This window comes from Bradyrhizobium sp. CCBAU 51765, from assembly GCF_015291725.1.
Taxonomy (GTDB): domain Bacteria; phylum Pseudomonadota; class Alphaproteobacteria; order Rhizobiales; family Xanthobacteraceae; genus Bradyrhizobium; species Bradyrhizobium liaoningense.
Window position 1 is genome coordinate 723,897 of sequence record NZ_CP030038.1, and the last position, 20,581, is coordinate 744,477.

At 60.9% G+C, this 20,581-nt stretch carries 21 protein-coding genes; 15 read left to right on the forward strand and 6 right to left on the reverse strand.

Annotated elements, in window-relative coordinates; all coding sequences use genetic code 11:
* Window positions 1-112 precede the first annotated feature (112 nt).
* From XH96_RS03370 to XH96_RS03390, 5 genes are all read left to right on the forward strand, one after another.
* Entirely contained in the window at window positions 113-1,699 is a 1,587-nt protein-coding gene (locus tag XH96_RS03370; RefSeq protein ID WP_194391047.1) for a hypothetical protein, read from the forward strand.
* A gap of 4 nt (window positions 1,700-1,703) precedes the next feature.
* On the forward strand, window positions 1,704-2,855 hold the full coding sequence (locus tag XH96_RS03375; RefSeq protein ID WP_194391048.1) for a hypothetical protein: 1,152 nt from the start codon (window positions 1,704-1,706) through the stop codon (window positions 2,853-2,855).
* Window positions 2,856-2,875: 20 nt separating this feature from the next.
* Window positions 2,876-3,607 carry a hypothetical protein gene (locus XH96_RS03380; protein ID WP_194391049.1) on the forward strand — a complete coding sequence of 244 codons (732 nt, stop codon included), beginning with the start codon at window positions 2,876-2,878 and terminating at the stop codon, window positions 3,605-3,607.
* A gap of 224 nt (window positions 3,608-3,831) precedes the next feature.
* Window positions 3,832-4,461 carry a hypothetical protein gene (locus XH96_RS03385; protein ID WP_194391050.1) on the forward strand — a complete coding sequence of 210 codons (630 nt, stop codon included), beginning with the start codon at window positions 3,832-3,834 and terminating at the stop codon, window positions 4,459-4,461.
* Window positions 4,462-4,505: 44 nt separating this feature from the next.
* A complete protein-coding gene (locus XH96_RS03390) occupies window positions 4,506-5,318 on the forward strand; it encodes a hypothetical protein (protein WP_194391051.1) in 813 nt (270 codons plus the stop codon).
* A gap of 472 nt (window positions 5,319-5,790) precedes the next feature.
* Here the strand turns inward: XH96_RS03390 and XH96_RS03395 are convergent, their stop codons facing one another.
* Both XH96_RS03395 and XH96_RS03400 read right to left on the reverse strand, forming a co-directional pair.
* The gene (locus tag XH96_RS03395; RefSeq protein WP_194391052.1) at window positions 5,791-5,997 is read right to left on the reverse strand and encodes a hypothetical protein; all 207 of its coding nucleotides are present in this window, start codon (window positions 5,995-5,997) and stop codon (window positions 5,791-5,793) included.
* 230 nt (window positions 5,998-6,227) lie between these two features.
* Window positions 6,228-6,632, reverse strand: a complete 405-nt coding sequence (locus XH96_RS03400) for a hypothetical protein (RefSeq protein WP_194391053.1) — start codon at window positions 6,630-6,632, stop codon at window positions 6,228-6,230.
* 270 nt (window positions 6,633-6,902) lie between these two features.
* Here XH96_RS03400 and XH96_RS03405 point away from each other — a divergent pair, with 270 nt between their 5' ends.
* The 5 genes from XH96_RS03405 (at window position 6,903) to XH96_RS03425 (ending at window position 10,550) form a co-directional block, all read left to right on the forward strand.
* Window positions 6,903-7,238, forward strand: a complete 336-nt coding sequence (locus XH96_RS03405) for an HNH endonuclease signature motif containing protein (RefSeq protein ID WP_194391054.1) — start codon at window positions 6,903-6,905, stop codon at window positions 7,236-7,238.
* 98 nt (window positions 7,239-7,336) lie between these two features.
* The gene (locus XH96_RS03410) at window positions 7,337-7,813 is read left to right on the forward strand and encodes a hypothetical protein (RefSeq protein WP_246789928.1); all 477 of its coding nucleotides are present in this window, start codon (window positions 7,337-7,339) and stop codon (window positions 7,811-7,813) included.
* 128 nt (window positions 7,814-7,941) lie between these two features.
* Complete coding sequence (locus tag XH96_RS03415; protein ID WP_194391056.1) at window positions 7,942-8,406, forward strand: hypothetical protein; 465 nt, start codon at window positions 7,942-7,944, stop codon at window positions 8,404-8,406.
* Between the two features lie 63 nt (window positions 8,407-8,469).
* Window positions 8,470-10,233 (forward strand): AAA family ATPase, encoded by a 1,764-nt coding sequence (locus tag XH96_RS03420; protein WP_194391057.1) that lies wholly within the window; start codon window positions 8,470-8,472, stop codon window positions 10,231-10,233.
* Window positions 10,233-10,550 (forward strand): DUF6634 family protein, encoded by a 318-nt coding sequence (locus XH96_RS03425; RefSeq protein ID WP_194391058.1) that lies wholly within the window; start codon window positions 10,233-10,235, stop codon window positions 10,548-10,550. The genes XH96_RS03420 and XH96_RS03425 overlap by 1 nt, the downstream gene beginning before the upstream one ends.
* A 579-nt stretch (window positions 10,551-11,129) precedes the next feature.
* Here XH96_RS03425 and XH96_RS03430 read toward each other — a convergent pair.
* Window positions 11,130-11,996 carry an endonuclease/exonuclease/phosphatase family protein gene (locus tag XH96_RS03430; RefSeq protein ID WP_194391059.1) on the reverse strand — a complete coding sequence of 289 codons (867 nt, stop codon included), beginning with the start codon at window positions 11,994-11,996 and terminating at the stop codon, window positions 11,130-11,132.
* A gap of 311 nt (window positions 11,997-12,307) precedes the next feature.
* Here XH96_RS03430 and XH96_RS03435 point away from each other — a divergent pair, with 311 nt between their 5' ends.
* Window positions 12,308-13,708 carry a phospholipase D-like domain-containing protein gene (locus XH96_RS03435; RefSeq protein WP_194391060.1) on the forward strand — a complete coding sequence of 467 codons (1,401 nt, stop codon included), beginning with the start codon at window positions 12,308-12,310 and terminating at the stop codon, window positions 13,706-13,708.
* Between the two features lie 302 nt (window positions 13,709-14,010).
* Here the strand turns inward: XH96_RS03435 and XH96_RS03440 are convergent, their stop codons facing one another.
* Complete coding sequence (locus tag XH96_RS03440) at window positions 14,011-15,105, reverse strand: alpha/beta fold hydrolase (RefSeq protein WP_246789930.1); 1,095 nt, start codon at window positions 15,103-15,105, stop codon at window positions 14,011-14,013.
* 503 nt (window positions 15,106-15,608) lie between these two features.
* Here XH96_RS03440 and XH96_RS03445 point away from each other — a divergent pair.
* The 3 genes from XH96_RS03445 to XH96_RS03455 all read left to right on the forward strand — a co-directional run bounded on the left by XH96_RS03445 (window position 15,609) and on the right by XH96_RS03455 (window position 17,970).
* Complete coding sequence (locus XH96_RS03445) at window positions 15,609-16,514, forward strand: cation diffusion facilitator family transporter (protein WP_194391062.1); 906 nt, start codon at window positions 15,609-15,611, stop codon at window positions 16,512-16,514.
* A 195-nt stretch (window positions 16,515-16,709) separates the two neighbouring features.
* The gene (locus XH96_RS03450; RefSeq protein ID WP_194391063.1) at window positions 16,710-17,384 is read left to right on the forward strand and encodes a DUF6064 family protein; all 675 of its coding nucleotides are present in this window, start codon (window positions 16,710-16,712) and stop codon (window positions 17,382-17,384) included.
* 19 nt (window positions 17,385-17,403) lie between these two features.
* Window positions 17,404-17,970 carry a hypothetical protein gene (locus XH96_RS03455; protein ID WP_194391064.1) on the forward strand — a complete coding sequence of 189 codons (567 nt, stop codon included), beginning with the start codon at window positions 17,404-17,406 and terminating at the stop codon, window positions 17,968-17,970.
* A 50-nt stretch (window positions 17,971-18,020) separates the two neighbouring features.
* Here XH96_RS03455 and XH96_RS03460 read toward each other — a convergent pair whose 3' ends face one another.
* Window positions 18,021-18,860 (reverse strand): universal stress protein, encoded by an 840-nt coding sequence (locus XH96_RS03460; RefSeq protein WP_194391065.1) that lies wholly within the window; start codon window positions 18,858-18,860, stop codon window positions 18,021-18,023.
* Between the two features lie 251 nt (window positions 18,861-19,111).
* On the opposite strand from XH96_RS03460, the gene XH96_RS03465 reads away from it, so the two are divergent.
* A complete protein-coding gene (locus XH96_RS03465; protein WP_194391066.1) occupies window positions 19,112-19,942 on the forward strand; it encodes a universal stress protein in 831 nt (276 codons plus the stop codon).
* Window positions 19,943-20,050: 108 nt separating this feature from the next.
* Here the strand turns inward: XH96_RS03465 and rnk are convergent, their stop codons facing one another.
* On the reverse strand, window positions 20,051-20,464 hold the full coding sequence (rnk, locus tag XH96_RS03470) for a nucleoside diphosphate kinase regulator (RefSeq protein ID WP_194391067.1): 414 nt from the start codon (window positions 20,462-20,464) through the stop codon (window positions 20,051-20,053).
* Window positions 20,465-20,581: the final 117 nt, after the last annotated feature.

The window sequence follows — 20,581 nt, forward strand, 5'->3', positions numbered from 1 at the left end:
CGAGAAACTCGCCTCTTGCGTAGCATCTTACATGTGCTACATGGCATTGGAGCACGTCGCATCTGCTACGTGCGATTCGCACTCGACCACACAGACGAAGGGTTCGCAAGGAATGACACGACACGAAACCAACTTTGACTCCGAAGCGGTGCCAGTCTCGGACGCCGTCCTCCCCGACGCGCTGATCCCTCCTTCGCTCCGCGAGCAGACGATCCTCCCCAATGCCGTCAGCGCGTCCCGGATGATCAGCGCGGTCATCTACGGCCGCCCGGAGCAAGCCTATCTGGCGCCGGCGGGCATGTTCGTCCTCGAAGCGCTGAAGAAACTCGCGAACCCGATGCATTCCGGGCCGGCGAGTGGTGACGCCAAGCTCGACCTGCGCGAGCACAAGCCGGGGCGCAACAAGAAAGGAAACCTCGGGAAGAAGAAGCCGCCCATGATCATCATCAAGGAGGGAAGCAAGTACGTCGCGAGCACGGGGGTCCGCGCGATCCCCGGCCAGGACTGGCGGACTAATCCGATCGCGTTGGCGAAACTCGCCAACTACCGCTATCGCAAGGCCATCGGCGAACTGAACACCGTCTGCGCTCCGGCGATCACCATCGCGGACATCGTGGACGAATGGACCGCCGACTTCGAGCCCAAGAGCAAGGCGATGAAGAAGCTCTCCGGCAAGCGCTACAATCAGATGTGCGAAGCCGGAAAGCACATCACCCGCCTGATCGGCCACTATCCCTATGCCGGACCGATCAAGGAAATCGGCAACGAATACGCCAACAAGCGGACCACAGAACCGCGAGGCAACTGCTCTGCCGACAACCCGAATCCCGGCACCGTGAAGGTCGAAACCTCCCGCGGCGAGATCAAGTGCCTTCGCCAGATGGTCCGTCATCACTGCGAAAAGCACAACAAGACCGTCAAGCTGATCGATCTGCCCAAGGAGGAGCAGCGCGGGCTGCGTTTCATCAACTGGTACCAGTTCATGCAATTCCTGCTGGCGTGCCGGGGTTGGCAGTTCGATCTCGAAGGCAACCTTCTGCGCGATCCGGTCGTCCAGCCCGACGGCCGCACGAAATGGGTGCCGCGTCGCCTCCCGCGCAGCCAGTGGGAGCAGTTCGAGATGGTCGAACGTTTCGGCCAGCTCTGCTGGTACGGACTCCGGCACGCGAAGGCTCTCAAGATGAAGTGGGGATTCGGCGACTGGGGCTACTTCGATTTCGTCAATCACCTGGTGAACAGGGCGGCCCAGAGCTCGGTGATCCACAACAAGCGGGCTGCTCCGTCGCGGATGATCAGCTCGCTGGAGCGGGCCGCCCGCAGTTGGAAGCGCAAGGACGACGCACGCGAATACAAGCACGTCGTCAACAACGCCGACGGGAGCCCGCGCAAGGCCAGCATGCAGAGGCCCTTCATGCGCGTGGCGCAGCTGGCGGGCCTGCCCTGGCTGCGGCCCCACCACCTCAAGCACTCCGCGGTGACGGCGATGGCCTACGCCGGCATGCCGGTGCCGGCGCTCGTCGAAAGCTTCTCGACCTCCTACCGGACCCTGATGAAGCACTACACGCACCTGCAGACGTTCTGGCAGCTGGGCTCGATCCGCGAGTGGAAGCCGGAGAACGTCGGACTGAAGGCTCTCAAGGCCTCTTCGCCGCTGCCGGCGGGCTACCCCCGCATCGGCGGTCGCCTTCCGCCGGTCTGACGCCATGCCCGGCTCAGATCCGAACTCGACGTCGCCTTCTTCCGGCCTTCGCCGGTTTTCTCCCGGCGACGTCGTGATGCTCCTCCGCGTGAACTTCTTCTCCAGCGTCGGCTGGCGGCTGCCCGACGCCGTCCGGGTGGTCGCCATCGTGGCGCTGCTGGTGCTCGGACGCACCGGCACAAAGCCGCTGCTCCGGATGCGACGCAAACATTGGCGCCCGGGCGGCAAGGACGTCATGGTGATCACCAGTCGCGGCGTGCTGCGCATCGTGCCGGTCGTGCCTGCGCTGGCCGCCGCCGTGGAGCGCTACCTCGACCAGGCTCCAGACAAGCGTCCCGGCGCACCGCTTCTGCAGACTACTTCGGGCAAGCCGCAAACGAACGGATTCTTCGGGCGGACTTTCAGTCAGATCGACTCGCATCTCGGTTTCGCCCGCTCCAGCAAGACGATGCTACGGCGGTTCTGCAGCGACATGCTCCGCCGCGGCGACGACCTCGACCCGCGGCTCCAGGCAGCGCTCGAATACTTCGAGGTGGGTAGTTCCGAAATCCGGCCGGCGCACGCGCCGATCGCCGGCATGCTCGCCCTCATCAGACGCCGGGATCCGTTCGAGGCTGGCCTTCAGCGCGCGATAGGGAACGACGGTTTCGCTCTGCAGCTTGCGAAGAAACTCGATACATCCCTGCCTGATCGGCTCACGACCCAACCTTCGCGAAAAGGCTGTCCAAGATATCCGCGTCTCCCCGCCGACCATTGGCTCGTCGTATGGCTGAAGGCCCACGACTTTCCGCGCGGTAAGCCCCACCGCTTCGCCCGCGCCGAAGAGCTCCTCGACCAGCGCAGGGACGAGATACTCGAGTTGCTCGACCGCAAGGAGCTCTGCAAGACACAGCTACGGGAGTTGCTGCATGTGTCGCCGACCGGAATCAACATGCTGATCGCGCGAGCGGGAATGACGGCAGAAGAGAGAGCCGCCCATCGCGCCGAAGCTACCTCGGCGCGCCAGCTTCGCAACCGACGCAAATCCGGAAAAGGCGCCAGACGGCGGTCGAGCTCGGCCGCCAATAGGACGCTACGCGCCACGGCCGCAACCAAAACTACGTCGGAAACCGCCGATCGGATCGGCGCTCGCGCCGCGCCCGAACCATTTCGCTAAACCCGCAGGAGTACCAGTCCATGCCAACGACACCATTCGGCAACGCGATGCAGAACCGCGAGGCCACGCCCGAGTCGATCAGAGACGACGTCGCTACGTTTGCCGCGGATCTAGGCGCTTCAATGCCCACCTTCGTCCCTTTGCGGGTGCCATCCGACGCCGCCGAGATCGGACGCGAGCAGAACATGTTCCGGCAATGCCGCGCATATAAAGGCAGCCCACTATTCGGCCGAGCGATCAGCTTGGCGGACGATCTCTATGCAGTGGCGGAATTCCATTGCGTCGTGGCGACGTCGGTCGGACTGATCGACGTTACGCCGGGCAACGCCGGCGAGCACCGGATATTGTTCGCGGCCTATCCCACTATCGCTGACGATGGCGGCGGTCTCCATAGGCCAAACATCAGAGCGCGCCTCTACGGGACGTGGGCGAAAAAGGCCCAATTGGACGCGAACATCTCGGCGGCCACCGAGCGCGACGCCGCGACTGCGGCGAGAAACGGGGTCACGCTGCGACAGCTACTGCTTTCAAGGATGGCCCGCACCCCGTTCGAGGCTCGCATCGACGACTATCTGAGGGCAGAAGGAAAGCTGGAAGCGATGTTCGTGGCGGCGCATGACGGGGCGGGAGGTCTAGATCCGACCAGGCTCGCCGGCTTGCGCGCGGAATCGGATCGCGTCGACCGCAAGCGTAACGATGTCTATGCGGAAGCCGATCGTCTTAAGGCCGCGAACGCGCACCAGCCCAGGTAAGTGTTGTCGCCCGTGTTCGTCGCGCCGGCTCTGAATATCAGGGTGCTTGCCGTTCAAGCTCGCCGTCCATGGCGGCGACCGCTTTCCTGGCCGGGCGCTACCGCCGGGGAGCTTCAGACGAAGTTAACCAAAGAGAGACACTGAAGTTGGCTGTTTGTAGCACAAAATATATGCTACATCCGCAGAAACGAAGGCTCCTGCGGACCCGAAAAGAAGGAGACGACATGAGAGACCTCAGCATGGTGATCGAGTCGACCCGCCTCGCTCCGCTCTATCGGACGGTCTCCGGGTCCCGTATCGCTCCGCTCGCCTACCTCGAGCTCGACCCGAGGAGCGGGGTCGTCACGTTCGGCAACCGCATGAATTGCGCAAAGACGGAAGACGAACAACGCGGCCTGCTCTACCGGTGGGCCGTACCTTCGAGGATCCGCGGCTTACACTGCCAGACAATCGTAAGGTCGCTCGAGCCCTTGCTGGAGCAGATGGTGGATGGCTTCTTCGAAAACGTCGAGCAGGTGATCGACACCGAATATATCACGTCTGGACACTTGCTGCCGCGTGCCAATCGGGCTCGTCTTCGGATCGGGCGCCTCCTGAGAGACTCCCTCATCGACGTAACCAATCGCGAGCACGTCGTCTCTGCCCGTAGTCCGGACGAATTCGTACGTGATCGGATAGACGACTGCCTTGCAATCCTGCCGTCGACGACGGACGTCGGTCTGAATTCGATTGCGCTCGAATACCGGCGTGCCGCCGAAGAAGAGGGCGTTCTCATCACCGGATCGCTCCTGGGCGCGCTCTACGCGCTTCGTGATCGAACCGCCACCCTCGGGGACAAAGAAGCCGCAGCTTAGACGGCGTCGATCTGAGCCCCCATCCACCCTCCCCGGAGACCGAAATGCCCAAGAAGATGCATCCCGATCGCGACCACTACACGGATATCGCGCGCCAGCGCGGTGAGGCCGTGTTGCAATCGAACCTGCTGCTCTCGGAGATTACTCCACCGCGCCTCACATCGCGGGTCGAAGCTTTCTGCCGGAGCATCGGTTCGCAAGGCCCCGTCTTCCTGAAGCGCGAGGTCGTGAATGATCCGGATCCGGCGTGCTCGCCGGTCGAACGACGCATTGCCGAAGTCGGCGGATCCAGCCTTCGAGGATGGGCAGTGAAATGCGTGCCCGGGTTGTGGGCCTCGGCGGAGGCACGTACGGTCTGGGTCTCGCCGACCGGCGAGACGATGGATCTGGGGCTCGACGCCCCCCACGAAGATCAAACCTTGCTCATTCCCGACACCGGTGTTTCACAATCGACCGAAGGAAGATCATACAGAATCAACGAGCGATTGCTCGTGGAGCAAAACGAACTGTCAGCTTCCAATGCCATGATCGCCGCGCTGCCGGTAGCGGATCGCATCCGGTACGAAATGTTCGCGAGATGCAACGGCGTGACCGTGGCACAAGTGATGCGAACGGCCATGAACATCGGCGGTCCGATCGCGACAATCATCGACCGCTATCTCAAGGAAAAGGGGGCGCTCGACGCCATGCTTGAGATTTCGCCCAACGGTCAGCTTCGGCCTGATCCGCGGCATCAAGATGAGTATGCGAATCGGGAAATCGCAGCGGAAAAAGTGAGAGCCAAAATAATATCTTGGGCTGGCGCACAATTGCGCACCAGGCTGACCGGGAAGCTCTACGCGAGACCAGCTCCATAACCTTCTGGTTCGTCGGCGGCCCGATCCGAACATTGATGTGACGGCCGTGGCTTTGCAGCGCGGCTCTTTTTACGGCGGCGCAGAGGTTTTTGTATCCTTTTTATGGTGGGAAGGGCGGCTGGCTCCAACCGCCGCTACCTCGCATCAAAAGCTGCTTTAAAGACGTGATGAGCACTGCCGGTGCCCTTGGCATCTTGGCTGATCCATCGGCACCCCATCAAATCAAACCAATACAGAGACGGTCACCTCCGTCTTGCAAGCATTGCTCTATAGATGTGACAGCGGCCCCATCTCTGGCAGGCGAGTGCGAGTAGGGGACCTAACTGCCGCGTCGTTCCATCGGATCGGTGCAGGCGCCAAAGCGCGCTGCGCTCCATGCGCACGCGCTGCCGCATATCAGCGGTGCAGTATAGCTCGCCTTCCGGCCGCCCTACGGACCAAATATCCATGGAAGCGGCGCGCGTATCGGCGCTCAGACCCGGTCGGAATAGCGATCGTAAGTCGTCATGCGGCGGGACAGGATTTCCGCGTCGGGCTGCCGGTAGATCTCGCTGCGAAGAAATTCGCTCTCGGTCTCAAGCTGGTCTTCGGTGATGTCGACATACCAAGCTTTCGGTCTGCCGTCGCTGCCGTCGCTCCATCGATACCCGCGCCTTTTCAGGACCCTCTTTGAGTTCAAAAGGCGCGTTCCCATCTGCTCCAAATTGATCGAATGTCGGCGATCTTGGAGGGCTCTCCGGAGATGCTGCGTTGAAGTCGGTCATGAAGGCCTCTTATGTGTGCCTTTTTGTAACCGACGACCCGGCCGAGTTCAAGTGGCCGGATCCACGAGGGCCGCTGCCGCGGGGATGAGCGCGCGCCGCGTCACGGGCCGGACTTGGTCTCGGCCTGCTGCACGGAGCGTTCGGCTCATGCAGACTTGCGCTTGGAGGGTTTCTTCTTGGCCTTCTTGCGCGCGTCTACGGAGACGGCCTTCCGTCGGCTACCTCTGCGCTCCTCGATCAGATGACGGACTTCGCTGACGGTCTGGGCCTCGCGTTTGCCGTTGGCAAAACGCACGCCTCCGCCTTTGCCGTCCTGCGGACGTATGAATTCGATGCCCTGACCTTCCAGGAAGGCCGCAAGCACCTCGACCACCTCCTGCCGCCTAGTGTCCATCGTTGGATCGACGTGGTTTTCGATCAAGATAACCGTCTTGCGGACATAGCCATTTCTTGCCGCAAGTTCGTCCTGCCCCATGTTCAGCAGGCCGCGTGCCGCGCGGAAAAGCGCGGGCGTCGGCCAGACTTCCGACATGTCGACTTGCTTGGCCATCCTGTTCTGTTGATCGTCTCCGTCGCCGGCGTGAGGCCGACGAATCGCGCGCCAAACCCTAGCCCAGCCTCCACCGTCTACGCCAGAACGCACGCTCAGCCATTCGACCGTGGAGCTGCACCTTCACGCTCCTTTCGGCTCGATTTCGGTGTTGGTCGCAAGCGAAGCCGTGGCAAGGAATTCCGTTAACTCTGATGAGTGACAAAAAGTAACTGATGCTTGCGCTCGCCGCCAATCGGTGTCATTATGTCACCAATGAAAGGAGATAGAATGTCGTCCCGATACCGCATCTACATGGCCAGCGAGGCATGGCTCGAGAGTCCGGCACGCTACGAAGCGCTTCGCTCCGCGGATTTCCGATGCCGGATCTGCAACGTGCCGTCGGACGAAGTCCCGCTCCAGGCGCACCATCGCACCTACGAGCGGCTCGGCGCGGAGTTGCCCGAAGACCTGACGGCGCTGTGTCTCCTGTGCCATCGCGAAGTGACGAACTTCCTGGCCGCCCGCCGCTACGCATTGCAGCAGCCGCCCACGATCGTCGACGTCGTGATCCAGGAACGGGCGCCACTCTGGGACGCTTCGATGGCCGCCGGGAGCGCCGCATGAGTACGGAGCGCATTCGTTTCAAGTTGCAATCCGTCGGACCCCTGCTGATGAACGGCTCCCGTCTCGCCGATCCTCTCGATCCCGATGCGATCAAGCTCTTGGCCGTCACGGCCAAACGCAAGAAGACCGTCGCCGACCACCGCCGCATCGCCGACATCGAGTGGGTCGGCAAGCTGTGGACGCACGAGGGCCGGGTCTGCATCCCGATGGATGCTCTCGAGAAGGCCTTCGAGGAGGCCGCCAAGACCCGCAACGGCGGCGCCGCCCTGGCGGCGGCGGTCGTCGTCGACGAGCCGGCGGTACTCGAATATCCGGGGCCGACGGACCTGAAGAAGCTCGCGAAGCGCGAAGACTTCCGATTCAGGAAACTGGTGCGTGTTAGGAGGGCTCTAACGCCGCGGACGCGGCCGATCTTCAACGAGTGGAGCGCGGTCGTCAACGTTACCTATCTCGCCTCGGTCATCAATCGCGAGCAGGTTGTGGACTTTTTTGGTCTCGCCGGCTCCAGCGTGGGCATCGGCGATTGGCGCAAGAAGTTCGGCAGGTTCCGGATCGAGGAGATCCCGATCTGCTGAAGTCCCCCGTGGCGGGGCGTGGCCCGGTGAGGCAGCGCATGGCCCGGCGTGGCGAGGGCGGTGGTGTCCGTGTGGACACCACCGCAAGTCGCAGACTCTTCCAATGACTAACTACCAAGGAATCGAACGTGCCCAGCAACGAAGATACCGGTCCCCACAAGCACGACTCCTACGAGCCGGCCGATTGGCACGAGGCGCTCTCGCACTGGCGGGACCATTCCGCGGAAATGTTCAACGACCGGCTGAAGAGTGAGGTGCGTTCTTGCGTGGAGCGGATCCACTCTACGACGGAGGATTGGCGCGCCGCCATCGATGGAGACCCCGCCGCCGCGGTGAAGGTGGCCCTCCGCCTCCAGATGCCGGACGCCATCAACGTCCGCCTCGATCTCGCCATGACCGTGTTGATGGCGGCGGCGTTCGACGACGCGGGGGCGGCGGCGGTGCTCGCCGTCCTGGTCGAAAGCGCACCGCTCGACCTCGCTGAAAGGACCGCGATCGCGACGAGCTGGCGCGTCCACAAGATCTGGTGCGAGAGCAGGATCCGCAACCGCCGTCGGCGCCTATTTAGGGATCGGCCCGAGGGCGCGGCATGAGTCGGTCGGCGGCGCCGAGGCCGACTAGCACGGACAGGTATTTCTGATCGAAAAAGGATTACGATGGAAGAAGTCGAGAGGCGGCTGCAGTGGCTTGCGGCAATGATCTGCATGCCAACGTGGTCGGCCGCGCTTTGGTACGTGGTGGCGCGCACGGAGGCGTCGGGCTTTGAGCTCGACCTGCAGGCCGACCGATCGATGCGCGACGCCAGCCCGGACGCCATGCGCAGGATCGCCAAAGCGATGAATGACCCCGCCTTGGCTTGCGCATGGAGGTTGTTGGCGCTGCGGCCGACGCATCCCTCGACAGAGATCGACGCGGTCGTCGCAGGCGCGCGCGCCCTAATGTCTGTCGCGGAGGGCGACGTGACGCATGCCCTGGCGAGACTCCGGTTGTGGAGCGCCGTCGGCCGTGGCGAACGGACGGCGGACTTGGGCGATTTCTTCCGGACCGCCGGCGATGAAAAACAAGCTCCGCGCGCCGTCCCGCTATGCATCGAGATGCTCGAGCACGATCGCTGGGACGAGGCCTTCAGTTGGTTGACGGCGCAGACGCGTCGGCTGACGGCCGAGCTCAAGATCGGGGATTGTCCCACGCCGGAACGAGATCGCAAGAAGCAACGGACGTTGATCGAACGGTATGCCGAGCTGCTGTTCTCCCAAGGGCAGGATTGGACCGGCGATCTGGCATTGGCCTGGTTGATGCTGGCCTGCGATCCCGAGGTACCGGAATCCTTTAACTTCGTGTTGCCGCCGCTGCGCTGGCTGCTCGATCGCGTCCCCGCGCCGCGACGTAAGGCCCATCTGCTCGAGCGCCTGGAGATCTGGTGGCGCGCTGCCAGAGGAGAATGGGCCGGTGCCATCGAGCCGGTCTCGATCTTCCGCGTCGCCGAGCGGGAAACGACGGGCGACTTCGACGACGAGGGTATCCCGCCCGATCCCGCGCCCCCTCGGAAGCCGTCGCCAGCCCCCGGCGTTGTCGTCATGCCCGGGAAATCCGCGGAAGAGCGTGGATTGCCGCTCGCCTGGCGGGACCTTCGCGACGAACGCCTGCCGTTCGTGCTCTGCGACGACGCGGCGCGCGTTCGCAAAGCGCTGCGGGAAGAATACCCCCACGCGAATCGCGAGATCGACATCCTGACCCAGGATCTGCGCGATGGACAACCAGTCAGAATGCGGCCGACCTTGTTGGTCTCTCCCGAGGCCGGCATGGGCAAGTCGCGCCTCGTCGGCCGCTTCGCCGAACTCCTGGGCGGCGATATGTACGTCTATCGCTTCGACGGAGCCGCGAGTCGCGACGGGGCATATTCCGGATTTCCGAAGGGTTGGTCGAGCGCCCAGCCAAGCGTGCCCGCGCGAGCGATCATGATGTCGCGGATCGCCAACCCGATCGCGTTCGTCGACGAGATCGATCGTGCGGGGGAAAGCACGTACAACGGCAATCTATGGTCGGCGATGCTTCCCTTTCTGGAGGTCACGACATCACGCCGGTATCGCGAGGTTGGCATCGACGCGGAACTGGATTTGTCCCACGTCCTCCATTTTTCCACAGCCAACTCCGTCGAAAAGCTGCCTTCTCAACTCAGGGACCGCTTCCGCGTGATCCGTATGCCGTCCCCGACCTTGGCGCATCTCCCGGCCTTGGCGGCGCTGATCATGAAAGAGCTGGCCTCGGAGGGCGATCGGCGTTTCGACGAGCCGCTCGCCACGGACGAGCTCCACAACATCGGGCCGGTGTGGAAACGGGAACGTTTTTCGATGAGGAAGTTGAAGCGGCTGATCGAGGCGACTCTCGAGGCCCGGGACACATGCGCGGTGAGGCACTGATGACGTTGAAGGAGGAGTTGGGTACGGATATCGAAAGCTACCTGCGTGGCGAGCAGCCGTCGGAGGATGCCACGACGAAAGCCGCGCAGATCGACGACTGGGCGCCTCTGATTTCGCGCGGCCTACGTGGCGGGTACGTCATGACGCTCGTGGGCAAGGTCTCTAACCATCCGACGGTTGCCGACGGCAAGGTGACGGAAACCAGCGAAGTCTGCTGGCTCGATCGCGAGAGGCGATGGGCGCGGACCCGGTCCAGGCTTTGGCTGCTCGGAGAACCCGAGGGCAGCGAGATCGCGGTCGACGGTCTGGAATTGTGACCCGTTCGCGGTCCGCTGCGCTACGGTCGCGGACAGCCTCGCCTCACGAAAGCCTTCTAACGGATCCCGTTCAGGAGGCCATCGAAGTATCTGCGCAGGTCGCTCGATCGCTGCTCCGCCTTGGAGGAGATGAGGGCAACACCGAGCTGTTGAAAAAGCGTGACGATGCCGAGAAGATGCTTCGTTCTCTGCGCAAGGCGCTTTCCTAGCTTCGATACTCCGCCTCAAAGGAGCTGGCGAGCGTGAGCGGCCATCATGACGGCTGCAACTTCGCTGATGTCGGTCTAGCCGGCCAACAGAGATCGCGTGAATCTCGTAAGAGGGATGAGAATCCCTCCCTCTCCGCCACCTTGAAGCAGCTTCGAGAAAGCCCCGTAAAATAAGGCCTTTCTGCACGTCCGGTTTTGCCGGTGTAGCCCCCGAGTGTAGCCCTTGGGGAGACTCGTAATCTGCCACGGCGCGGGTCTTCTCCGCAACACCTACTTCTTGAGACCTGGTACTTCGGAAAATAGGTGTTGGGGAGGCCCGCTGAACGACGGTTCGCGGCCCGGAGATTGTCCTTTTCAGTCTTTGCGATCGCTAGACGTATGTTATCGAATTGCCGATCGAGCGCGATCCTTGATGCGCTTCTGCTCCATGATGTCCTTGCTCGGAGGATCGGGGCGCTGCCGTTTTGCTACGCTTCGCTTTCCGCAATTTCAGATCAAGCCCTTCCAAAAGAGTCTGCCTCACGCGAATGCGGGCGGGTGTTTCGCGCATTGCCCGAAGCCATCGCTCCACAGTCACGCGCAGCATCCGACGCCGAACGTGTGCCGTGACGGGTCCGTCCGAGACCTGAATGACCGGCAAGGCATGTAGCGTGAGCGAGATCGGATGATGATCGGAAGCCCCGCGCGCCAGCACCCGAGCATAGGAACAGCGCAAACCTCGCGCCATGCAGCGATCGAGGCGGAAGGAAATGATGTCATTCGGACTGTGTGTGGATTGGCGCGGTCCGACATCCTTGAAGCCGGCAAGCTTGATCGGCCCGACCGCGTTGTAATCGCCGACAATGGCCGCCGGACCGTCGAGGGCATTCGAGATGTGCATTAGTTGCCACCGGTTCAGGAACTGGCCGTGCGAAAGATGCACGTTGGCGAAAGTCACGTCACCCAGCTGGACGATTTGCGCGACGCGAGGTGGCACGCGACCGGGCACCTGCGAAGCCGGCAGACGTAGCGCATAGGGCCGCAGCAATGGATGCGGGCTCCACACAGCCAAACCGTAAATACGGCCCTCCAGCGGTTCGCGAAAAAAATATCCGCCGACCATAGCCGGTAGATCCGCCATTTCCTCGGTCGCTTCCTGCAAGAAGAGAAGGTCGGGATGATGTCGTTTGACGAGAGCGGCTACATCCTCTACCTGCGCACCAGTCAAACGCAACAAGTTCCAGCTTATAACTTTCAAGTTTCTACCCCCGGCTGGCGCTCTTCAGTTCCCGAGTATCCCATTCTCCCGGATGACACTCGAGATCGCGGTACGCCGCGACACCCCAATGACGCTAAGATTGACTCGCTCGAATTGGGAAAGTCTGGCCGATATTTAGGGAGACGGACGAGCGATTCAACACCGTCAGAGGCGAAAGAATCCAACCGCATTCGCGACACCTGCCATGGTCGGCGCTAGAATATTATGCGTTGCCCATCTCTAGCGAGGGTTGGGCAACCGGCACACCGAGCTGGAAAACCGCCGAGTGGCCATCGAACGGGCATCCGACAATGCAGTTTTTGCTCATAGTGATCTACGTGCTCTTCGCGGGCACAGTCACGGTCCACGTGCTGCTGACGAAGAGCGACGTCCGCGCTGCGTTGGGGTGGATTGCGGTCGCTTGGTTGGCTCCGGTTTTCGGCGCGGCACTCTATTTCGTCTTTGGCATCAATCGCGTAACGCGCCGGGCCTTGCACTTTGCGAAGCTCGAGCACGAGCGTGGAAGCGCTACCGGCCCCGATGCGTGGCCGCCGGTGCCGGCGAACATCGCAGCCCTTTCCGCCATTGCCCAGCGCGTGACCGGAAGCCCCCTGATCGCCGGCAATGCCGTTTCGGTCTTACGGGGCGGCGATGAAGCATATCCGTCGATGCTGGCCGCGATCCGCAGTGCTCGTCATAGCGTCGCTCTCGGCTCTTATATCTTCCGCGATGATCCGGTCGGGCGCTCCTTCGTCAGCGCCCTGATCGATGCTCGGAAACGTGGCGTCGAGGTGCGTGTGCTAATCGACGGAATCGGCAGCGGCTATTTTCGGTCATCACCGCTGCGCGATCTGGAAGCCGCCGGGATCCCCACCGCCCGTTTCCTCCATACTTGGGTGCCTTGGCGCATGCCTTTCCTCAATATGCGTAACCATAAGAAGCTCCTGATCGTCGACGGGACGGTGGGATTCACCGGCGGATTGAACATTGGCGCGGACCACTCACGCCGACGTGCGACAAAAGACTATGTCGACGGTGTGCAGGTCAGGGTGGAGGGGCCGGTCACTCGGCAGCTCATGGACACCTTTGCGCGAGACTGGTCGTTTACGGTGGATGAGGTGCTGGACCAGGATGTCTGGTGGCCCCCCATCGACTCCGTGGGATCGGTCGCCGCCCGCGGCATCCATTCGGGACCGGATGCTGATATGTACAAGCTGGAAACGATCCTCGGCGCGGCCCTTATCCAGGCACAACATCGGGTTCGTATCGTCACACCCTATTTTCTTCCCAACCAGCGTCTCCAGTTCGCTATCGCACAGGCAGGTCTGCGCGGGGTTTCCGTCGAGATTCTGATTCCGCAGCGATGCGACTACTTCTTCATGGATTGGGCGATGCTGGCACATCTCCGCTTTTTCAAGGATGTGCTCGCCACTGTCTATTTCACACCATCACCCTTCAACCATGCCAAGCTCATGACGGTGGACGGGCAATGGTGCCTAATCGGAAGTTCAAACTGGGACACGCGGAGCTTACGGCTCAATTTCGAGTTCGACCTGGAATGTTACGATAGCGCGGTGACCGCGAATGTCGATGCTCTGATCGAGAAGAAAATTTCAGAAGGCCGCAAGCTCAGCCCGGACGAACTCGCCGCCCGGCCCCGATGGAGCCAATTGCGCGACGCGGCCACGCGACTTCTGCTGCCGTACCTCTGACTGATGTCGCAATCCGTGTTGCAATTTGGGTTGCGGTACGGGTCCGGATAGCGCGCGTCGCTTCAACATCGACCATGATCGCGGCATTGTCGCTGAACCTAGTATTTTGACTCCACCATCCTTTTCGCGAACGAATAGCTCTAGTCCGGGATCGAGAGCGTCGATCCTCGAATACAATTTTTGCATCCAGATGCGCGGCTCGTTCATCGGTTGCTTCGCGCTGGTTCCATGCGTTTACCGTCGGCAATCGAACATGGAGACACATTCGATCGCGCCTTTCGGTGAAAGTTCGGCGCGCCGGTCTAATCTTTCTTCTTCGCGCTGTCGAGAAATGCACCAGTTTCTCTGTTGAGAAACTCCACATCCGCCGGAATCGCGCCGCCGGCTGCCGCATGCCCCGTAACGCTGCCCGGGCTGATCGTCATCACCTTGGCGCCCGCGATGTTCTTGCCGGCTTCGATCGGCTCGAATTCGGGATTGAGCAGATCCTTCGTTCCCGTGAGGATCAAGGTCTTCGCCTTGATCGAGGCGAGCGCTTTGGCGGTGTCGCCATTGAAGCCCGGCGTGGTGCCGACGTCGTGGCGCTCATAGGCCCAGGTCTGGTAGATCCAGTCGTTGGCGTCGAACGCCTTGATCAGCGCGGTCTCCTGGCTTTCCATCCAAGGCAGCACGTCCATGCCGTTCTTGAACTGCGCGGAATACATGTCCGGCGTGCGTGCCGACAGCAGCGAGAGGACGTCGCGCCACAGGCGGATGCCCTTTTCCGGCGGCGCTTCGTAGTTTCCGTCCTTCCATGCGGCGTCGTTCATGATCGCCTTGCGCGAGGCCTCCAGCACCGCGACCGTCCAGGCCGGCGTCTTGGCCAGCGGCACCATCGCTACCAGCGCGTCCATGTAATCCGGATAGCTGACGCCCCATTGCAGCACTTGCATGCCACCCATCGAGGGGCCGACCACGGCGACGACGTGATCGATGCCGAGCTTCTCCTTCATCAGGCGGTACTGCGATTGCACCATGTCGCGGATGGTGAATTTCGGGAATTGCATGCGCGGCTGCGCCTTCGAATTGCTCGGCGAGGTCGAGAGACCGTTCGCGATCGCATCGGTGCAGACGACGAAATATTTGTCAGTGTCTAACGCCTTTCCCGGGCCGATCAGGAAGTCGAGCCGGTGGTGATTGCCCGAGATCGCCGTAACCATCAAAATAGCGTTGGACTTCTTGTCGTTGAGTTGGCCGTGCGTGACGTAGGAGATCGAAAAATCCCTGATCACCTCGCCGCTCTCGAGCTTGAGATCGCCTTCGCTGTAGGCTTGGTGCGGCGGCTGCTGCGGCGAATGCGCCGCGGCGGGCAGCGATAGTAGCAGTCCGGCGGCAACGACATATCCGATGCGTTTCACTTGGTTTTCTCCCCTGGGCTCACAAGCGCTGCTTCTGGAAGGCATAATGCGCTTGCACACAAAACCCTTCCTGGATCAAAATATTCCCAAACTGCAGGCGTTTGCACGTCGAAGGGGAGGGAGCGCGCAACACGCCTCAATCCTGCTACTCGTATTGGCTGTTCTCTCGCCGGCCTTGCCGACCTGACAGCGCGTTTCATGTTGATCATTTTGCGGTCGCGAACGTCGCATTGATCAGGATCAAAGGGCGAAGGACAAGCCGCGCGCGGAAGAGTTCGTTTGAACGCGCGGGGTACCCGCCGCGGGCTTGGGATCCAGCATCAATCTCCTTGTCGTCGAATTAATCGCGCAATTGGCGGAACTCCAACGGGGAGCGCCCGACGCCAAATGGCAGGCCCGGCGGGTGACCTTGATTTGCAACTGATTGTCAGAAGCAAACCATGCGGTGGACTGGACGGGTGTTTGCGTGCTTCTAAGCGCCTTGCGCATTCGCGAGAACGGAAATGGACAAGAACCTGCAAATTGCCAGCGGCAGCATAGTAGTTGGCGTGATCGTATTGGGATTGAAGTACCTTGCCTATGCCTGGACGGGTAGTGTTGCCCTTTACTCCGATGCCGTCGAAAGCATTATCAACGTCGTGGCGGCGGTCGCGGCGCTGATGGCGGTTTGGTACGGTGCGCGACCGGCGGACGAGAACCATCCCTACGGTCACCACAAAGCCGAATACTTCTCCGCGGTCCTTGAAGGTGCATTAATCATTGTTGCGGCCATTGCCATTGTGCACGAGGCGTATGGGACCTTTCTTTCCCCGCGTGCCATTCAGGCTCCTCTCGAAGGCCTATTGCTCAACGGCTTGGCCAGCGCCTTGAATGCCGTTTGGTGCTGGATCCTGATATCGCGAGGTCGAAAACTAAGATCTCCAGCGCTCGTAGCGGACGGAAAGCACCTGCTTAGCGACGTGATCTCATCCGGCGGCGTAATCTTCGGTGTGGCCTTGGCCTCCATCACGGGCTGGACAGTTCTCGACCCAGCCTTGGCAATTCTAGTTGCCCTGAACATTCTATGGTCAGGATGGGGCTTGATTCGGGAGTCGACAGGCGGGTTGATGGATGCCGCGGTAACGCCTCGGCAACGGAATACGATTCAGAAGGTAATTTCGGAGAATGCCGAAGGTGCCATCGAGGCCCATGATTTGCGAACGAGAAGCGCCGGCAGGGCGATCTTTATCGATCTGCACCTCGTCGTGCCGGGCGCAATGTCGGTGGACGCCTCGCACGCGATTTGCGACCGGATCGAGAATGCCCTGAGTGAAGCCGTACACGGCGCCGTCGTGACGATTCACGTTGAGCCGGAAGGCAAGGCAAAGCATCGTGGAATCCCGGTGCTTTCGCCATCTAGACACAGCTGACCTGCGGAGCTGGACCCGTCTCTGGACGAGCTTCCACATGCCCCGACCCGGTCTCACGTTGATCGCAGAGCACGCACCCGGGAATCTGCGGCGATGACGGTCCGGCCTCCCCCCCCCGCCTTCCCAAGAGTTTTGTGCGATGTCAAAGCATCCCATGACGAGCCGCCTAGTAATTGGAGCATAGGAGGCGAGGCAATGCTGCCCTTCACATCCGAGCAGTTTCGTTCGGTCTTCGTGGACTACAACAACTCCATCTGGCCGGTCCAGATCGCCGCTTATCTGCTCGGCGGCGCCGCGCTTGCATTACTCCTTCGCAAAACTCGGGAGGGAGACCGCGTCATTGCTGGAATTCTGGCAATGATGTGGTTGTGGACCGGCGTGGGCTATCACGGGCTTTCGTTCTCCTCGATCAACAAGGCCGCCTACATTTTTGCCGGGCTTTTCGTTCTCCAGGGCTGCTATCTGTTTTACTCGGGCGTGTATCGTGGTCAGATGCGGTTCGGCGTACGACAGGACCTGCCGACAGTGATCGGCGGGTCGTTCGTGGCCTACGCGGCGATTGTCTATCCGATGATTGGGGTAGCCATCGGGCATGCCTATCCCGAAATGCCGATGTTTGGCGTTACGCCGTGCCCGGTGACCATTTTTACGTTCGGGCTGCTTCTACTGACCGTACGCCCTGTGCCACGCTGGCTTTTTGTCATTCCATTTGTCTGGTCCTTGATCGGTGGCAGTGCCGCCATTCTCCTGCAAGTCCCGCAAGACTGGCTTCTCCTCGTCAGTGGTGCGATTACTGTACCGCTGGTGGTTCTTCGAGACCGGCAGACGATAGAGGATCGCGATCCGCGAAAGAATAGGGCAGCGAATTGATGGAATTGTCGATGATCTAATGGATGATGGTAAGCATGGCGAGTTGATTGAACTGCGAATCGAGAATGTCGCGCAGATCTTTCACACATTAGATCCGTTCCCATTCCGTGAACGCGATCTGGATAGAGAAGCGGAAGAATTCATCGTCGGTTGGGCTCGCGAGTTGCCAGCCGGCTGCGCCATAAGAATTGTAGTTCACTTGCCTGAAGCCGAGGCAAAGACCAGGGCGGCAGGTGAACTAAGCGAGGCGCTCCGTCGCTATTTTTCTGATCGCGCCACCGCTGTCCAAAGCGAGATCAAGGAGCTGTTCCGGATCGGCCGTCGATCGCTTTGGATAGGAATATCAATCCTGGTGGCCTGTCTGGTGGCGGCGCATCTGGCCGCCGGTTATCTGATCGAGAGCCCGTTCAGACGCCTCGTCGAGGAGAGCTTTCTAATTCTCGGTTGGGTCGCCAATTGGCGGCCTATCGAGATATTCCTGTATGATTGGCTGCCGCTCGTTCGGAAAAGGGATCTGTACCGACGTCTGGCCGCGGCGAAGCTCAACCTGAAGCCCTACACCGCTCCAAAACCCTTCGATCTTTAGCCAGCCGTCGTCGGATGCCTCGGCGGCACCGTCGCACACCTCAGCAACGGTCAGTGGGAAAACAGAATCGGAAGGGGTGGCCTAGCCAATAAACTTCTTGTCGCGCCGCCAAGAATGAATTCCCGGAGTCTGGATTGACCGTACGCACCCATCACAAGTACGTCGGCACCGCATGAAGCCACGTGGCTTTCGAGAACCTCCCCGATCGGCCGTGCCGCCGCGTCGACTTTATCAACCGTCACATCAACGCCATGTCGCGATAGATTTTTTGCGACTTCCTCGGCCGAATGTGTAGTTCCCAAAGCCTTTTCGTTAAACACGGTCACAACCCGCACCCGCTTTGCCTTCTCCAGCACCGACATGGCATCGGCAATCGCCCGAGCAGCCGTACGGCTGAAATCCCACGCGACAACGACCGTGTTGAGTTCGAACGACTTCGTGCGGGGTCGCTCCGGCAGGACCAGTGTGGGCTTCCCCGATCCAAATATCACAGCTTCTGCATACCATTGATCGTAAGATTCCGGCACCGAGACGATCGTCAGATCGCGAAGGCGTGCGTACTCCACGAACGTGTCGGACACTTTGTACGTAACACACCGCTCCAGGATCTTTTCATGAATCAGGCCTGCCTTCTCAGCCGCCGATTCAAATGAAGCGAGCAAATCCTCGGCGTTCTTCAGGCTCTTACGCGCCTCGGCGGCGGCGATTCCCGCGACGTCAACAAGCGAACTGGAGAGAAAGGTCCCAGGAATTTCTACACGCGCTTCGCAGGCGATTGCCGCAATGTGCGCGCCGAACAACGAGGCAAACGCGACGGCATCGCCAATAATCGAAACCGGGGTCGGTTCGGGATAGCTCGTCAAAGTGAGAAGAATGTCCTTTATGGGCATCCGCTGCCTCCCTGAAGTAAAATCAGAGACTAGCCTCCGCGCACGGAGGAGGATTGATCTGGCGCAGACTTATATGCGGCATCACGTCACGGAGCAATTAATGGGAGCCGCCAGAGGAGCGAGGGAGCGCGGGGTAGGAGTGCGACTCGGTTCCTTCATCTCTTTCCGCAACGATGAGAGCCGAAGATTTGCGCTACGTCAATACGCGCCGATCGATGGCTGGCATCATTAAACAATAGGAGTTGCTTGCCATGAAGGATCTACTTGCTCTGCTCGCACCAACGGTTGGCGGCGACCTCTCGGCCGGAGCGCGCTACGCTCTCGGGCTGGCGAGCGCTTTTGATGCCCGTTTGTGCGCGTTGATTGCAGAAATCGAATTCACTGATCCTTCGCCTGAGCCAGACATCATGCAGGCCGGCGGCGCAAGTGGCGCGCGACCAACATCTAGGGAACGGTTGGAGCAAACGGAAAGAGTCGTCCTGTCCGCAGCTAAGGCTGCGGGTGTGCCGTGTGAGACTGTGGCAGCTGACGGCGAATTTCCCTCGCTGCGCGAGCGCGTGATCCGTTCGGCGCAACTGCGAGACGTCTTGATCATCGATTCGTATGGGCCACTCCAGCCTCCGCGCAAGGACCTGGTCGATGGTGCACTGTTCGGGAGCGGCCGGCCACTCGTGCTCGTGCCGCAGCATGCCGGCGAATTTGCGGGGAAGAGGATTGTCATTGCATGGGATGCCTCGCGTTCGGCCGTGCGGGCAGTACACGACGCGCTGCCCCTTCTCGCGCAGGCGCGCAATGTGACGGTCGTGTCGGTAGTCGACGACAAGACGATCTTGGCACCCAACACGGAAAACGCATTGTGCAGTTACCTTCTGCAACGGGACATTGTCTCGGATTTCGATCGAATCAACCGTGAGAAAGTCGCTGTCGGCACCGCACTCCTTGCTTATGCGGGACAGGCAGACGCGGATTTGCTGGTGATGGGCGGCTTTTCGCATGGATTCGAGCGGGAGCTCATGCTTGGCAGCGCCACGCGCGATATCTATCGCGCCAACCTCGAGATACCGGTGTTCTTGTCGCATTAGCCGAGCAATGACACGTAACCACGTGTCGCCAAGAGCTATTCAGAGCAGCGCAGGTGATTTGCCGCGACGCTGCAGGCGGTCTGCGGCACCTACGAGCGCTGTTGCCACTTAGCCGGGCTTGCCCGCAGCCTCCGGCTGGTACGGCACCGCGATGACGCGATAGCGACGCCGCTGGCCGCTCGGCAACTCCCAGTCGATCGATTGTCCGACCCGCAGTCCCAACAGCGCACTGCCGACCGGAACCAGGATCGAAATCTTGCCTGCGCCAATATCGGCCTGTGTAGGATAGACCAGTGTAACCTCGCGTTGTTCACCTGTCGTCTCGTCCTCGAAGACGACCCGGGAGTTCATCGTCACGACGTCCTTCGGTATCTTGCTCGCATGGACAACGATGGCCCGAGCCAACTCGTTTTCGAGGGCGTCAAAGCGTCGTCCACCCGAGCCGGTTGCATAGGCTTCCAGCAGATCGCTCAATCGGTCGCAGTCGTTTTGGGTCAGATAGATTGAAGTGGGCTTGGCCATTAACATGCTCCAACAGGCGCTTTCGTCACGTGCAGTGTAAGCAGGATGCAACCTTCCCAGCCTGCCGGCTGACAAGAAAACCCAGCGGAGCCAGCAAATTTATCTTGACGCTTCTGA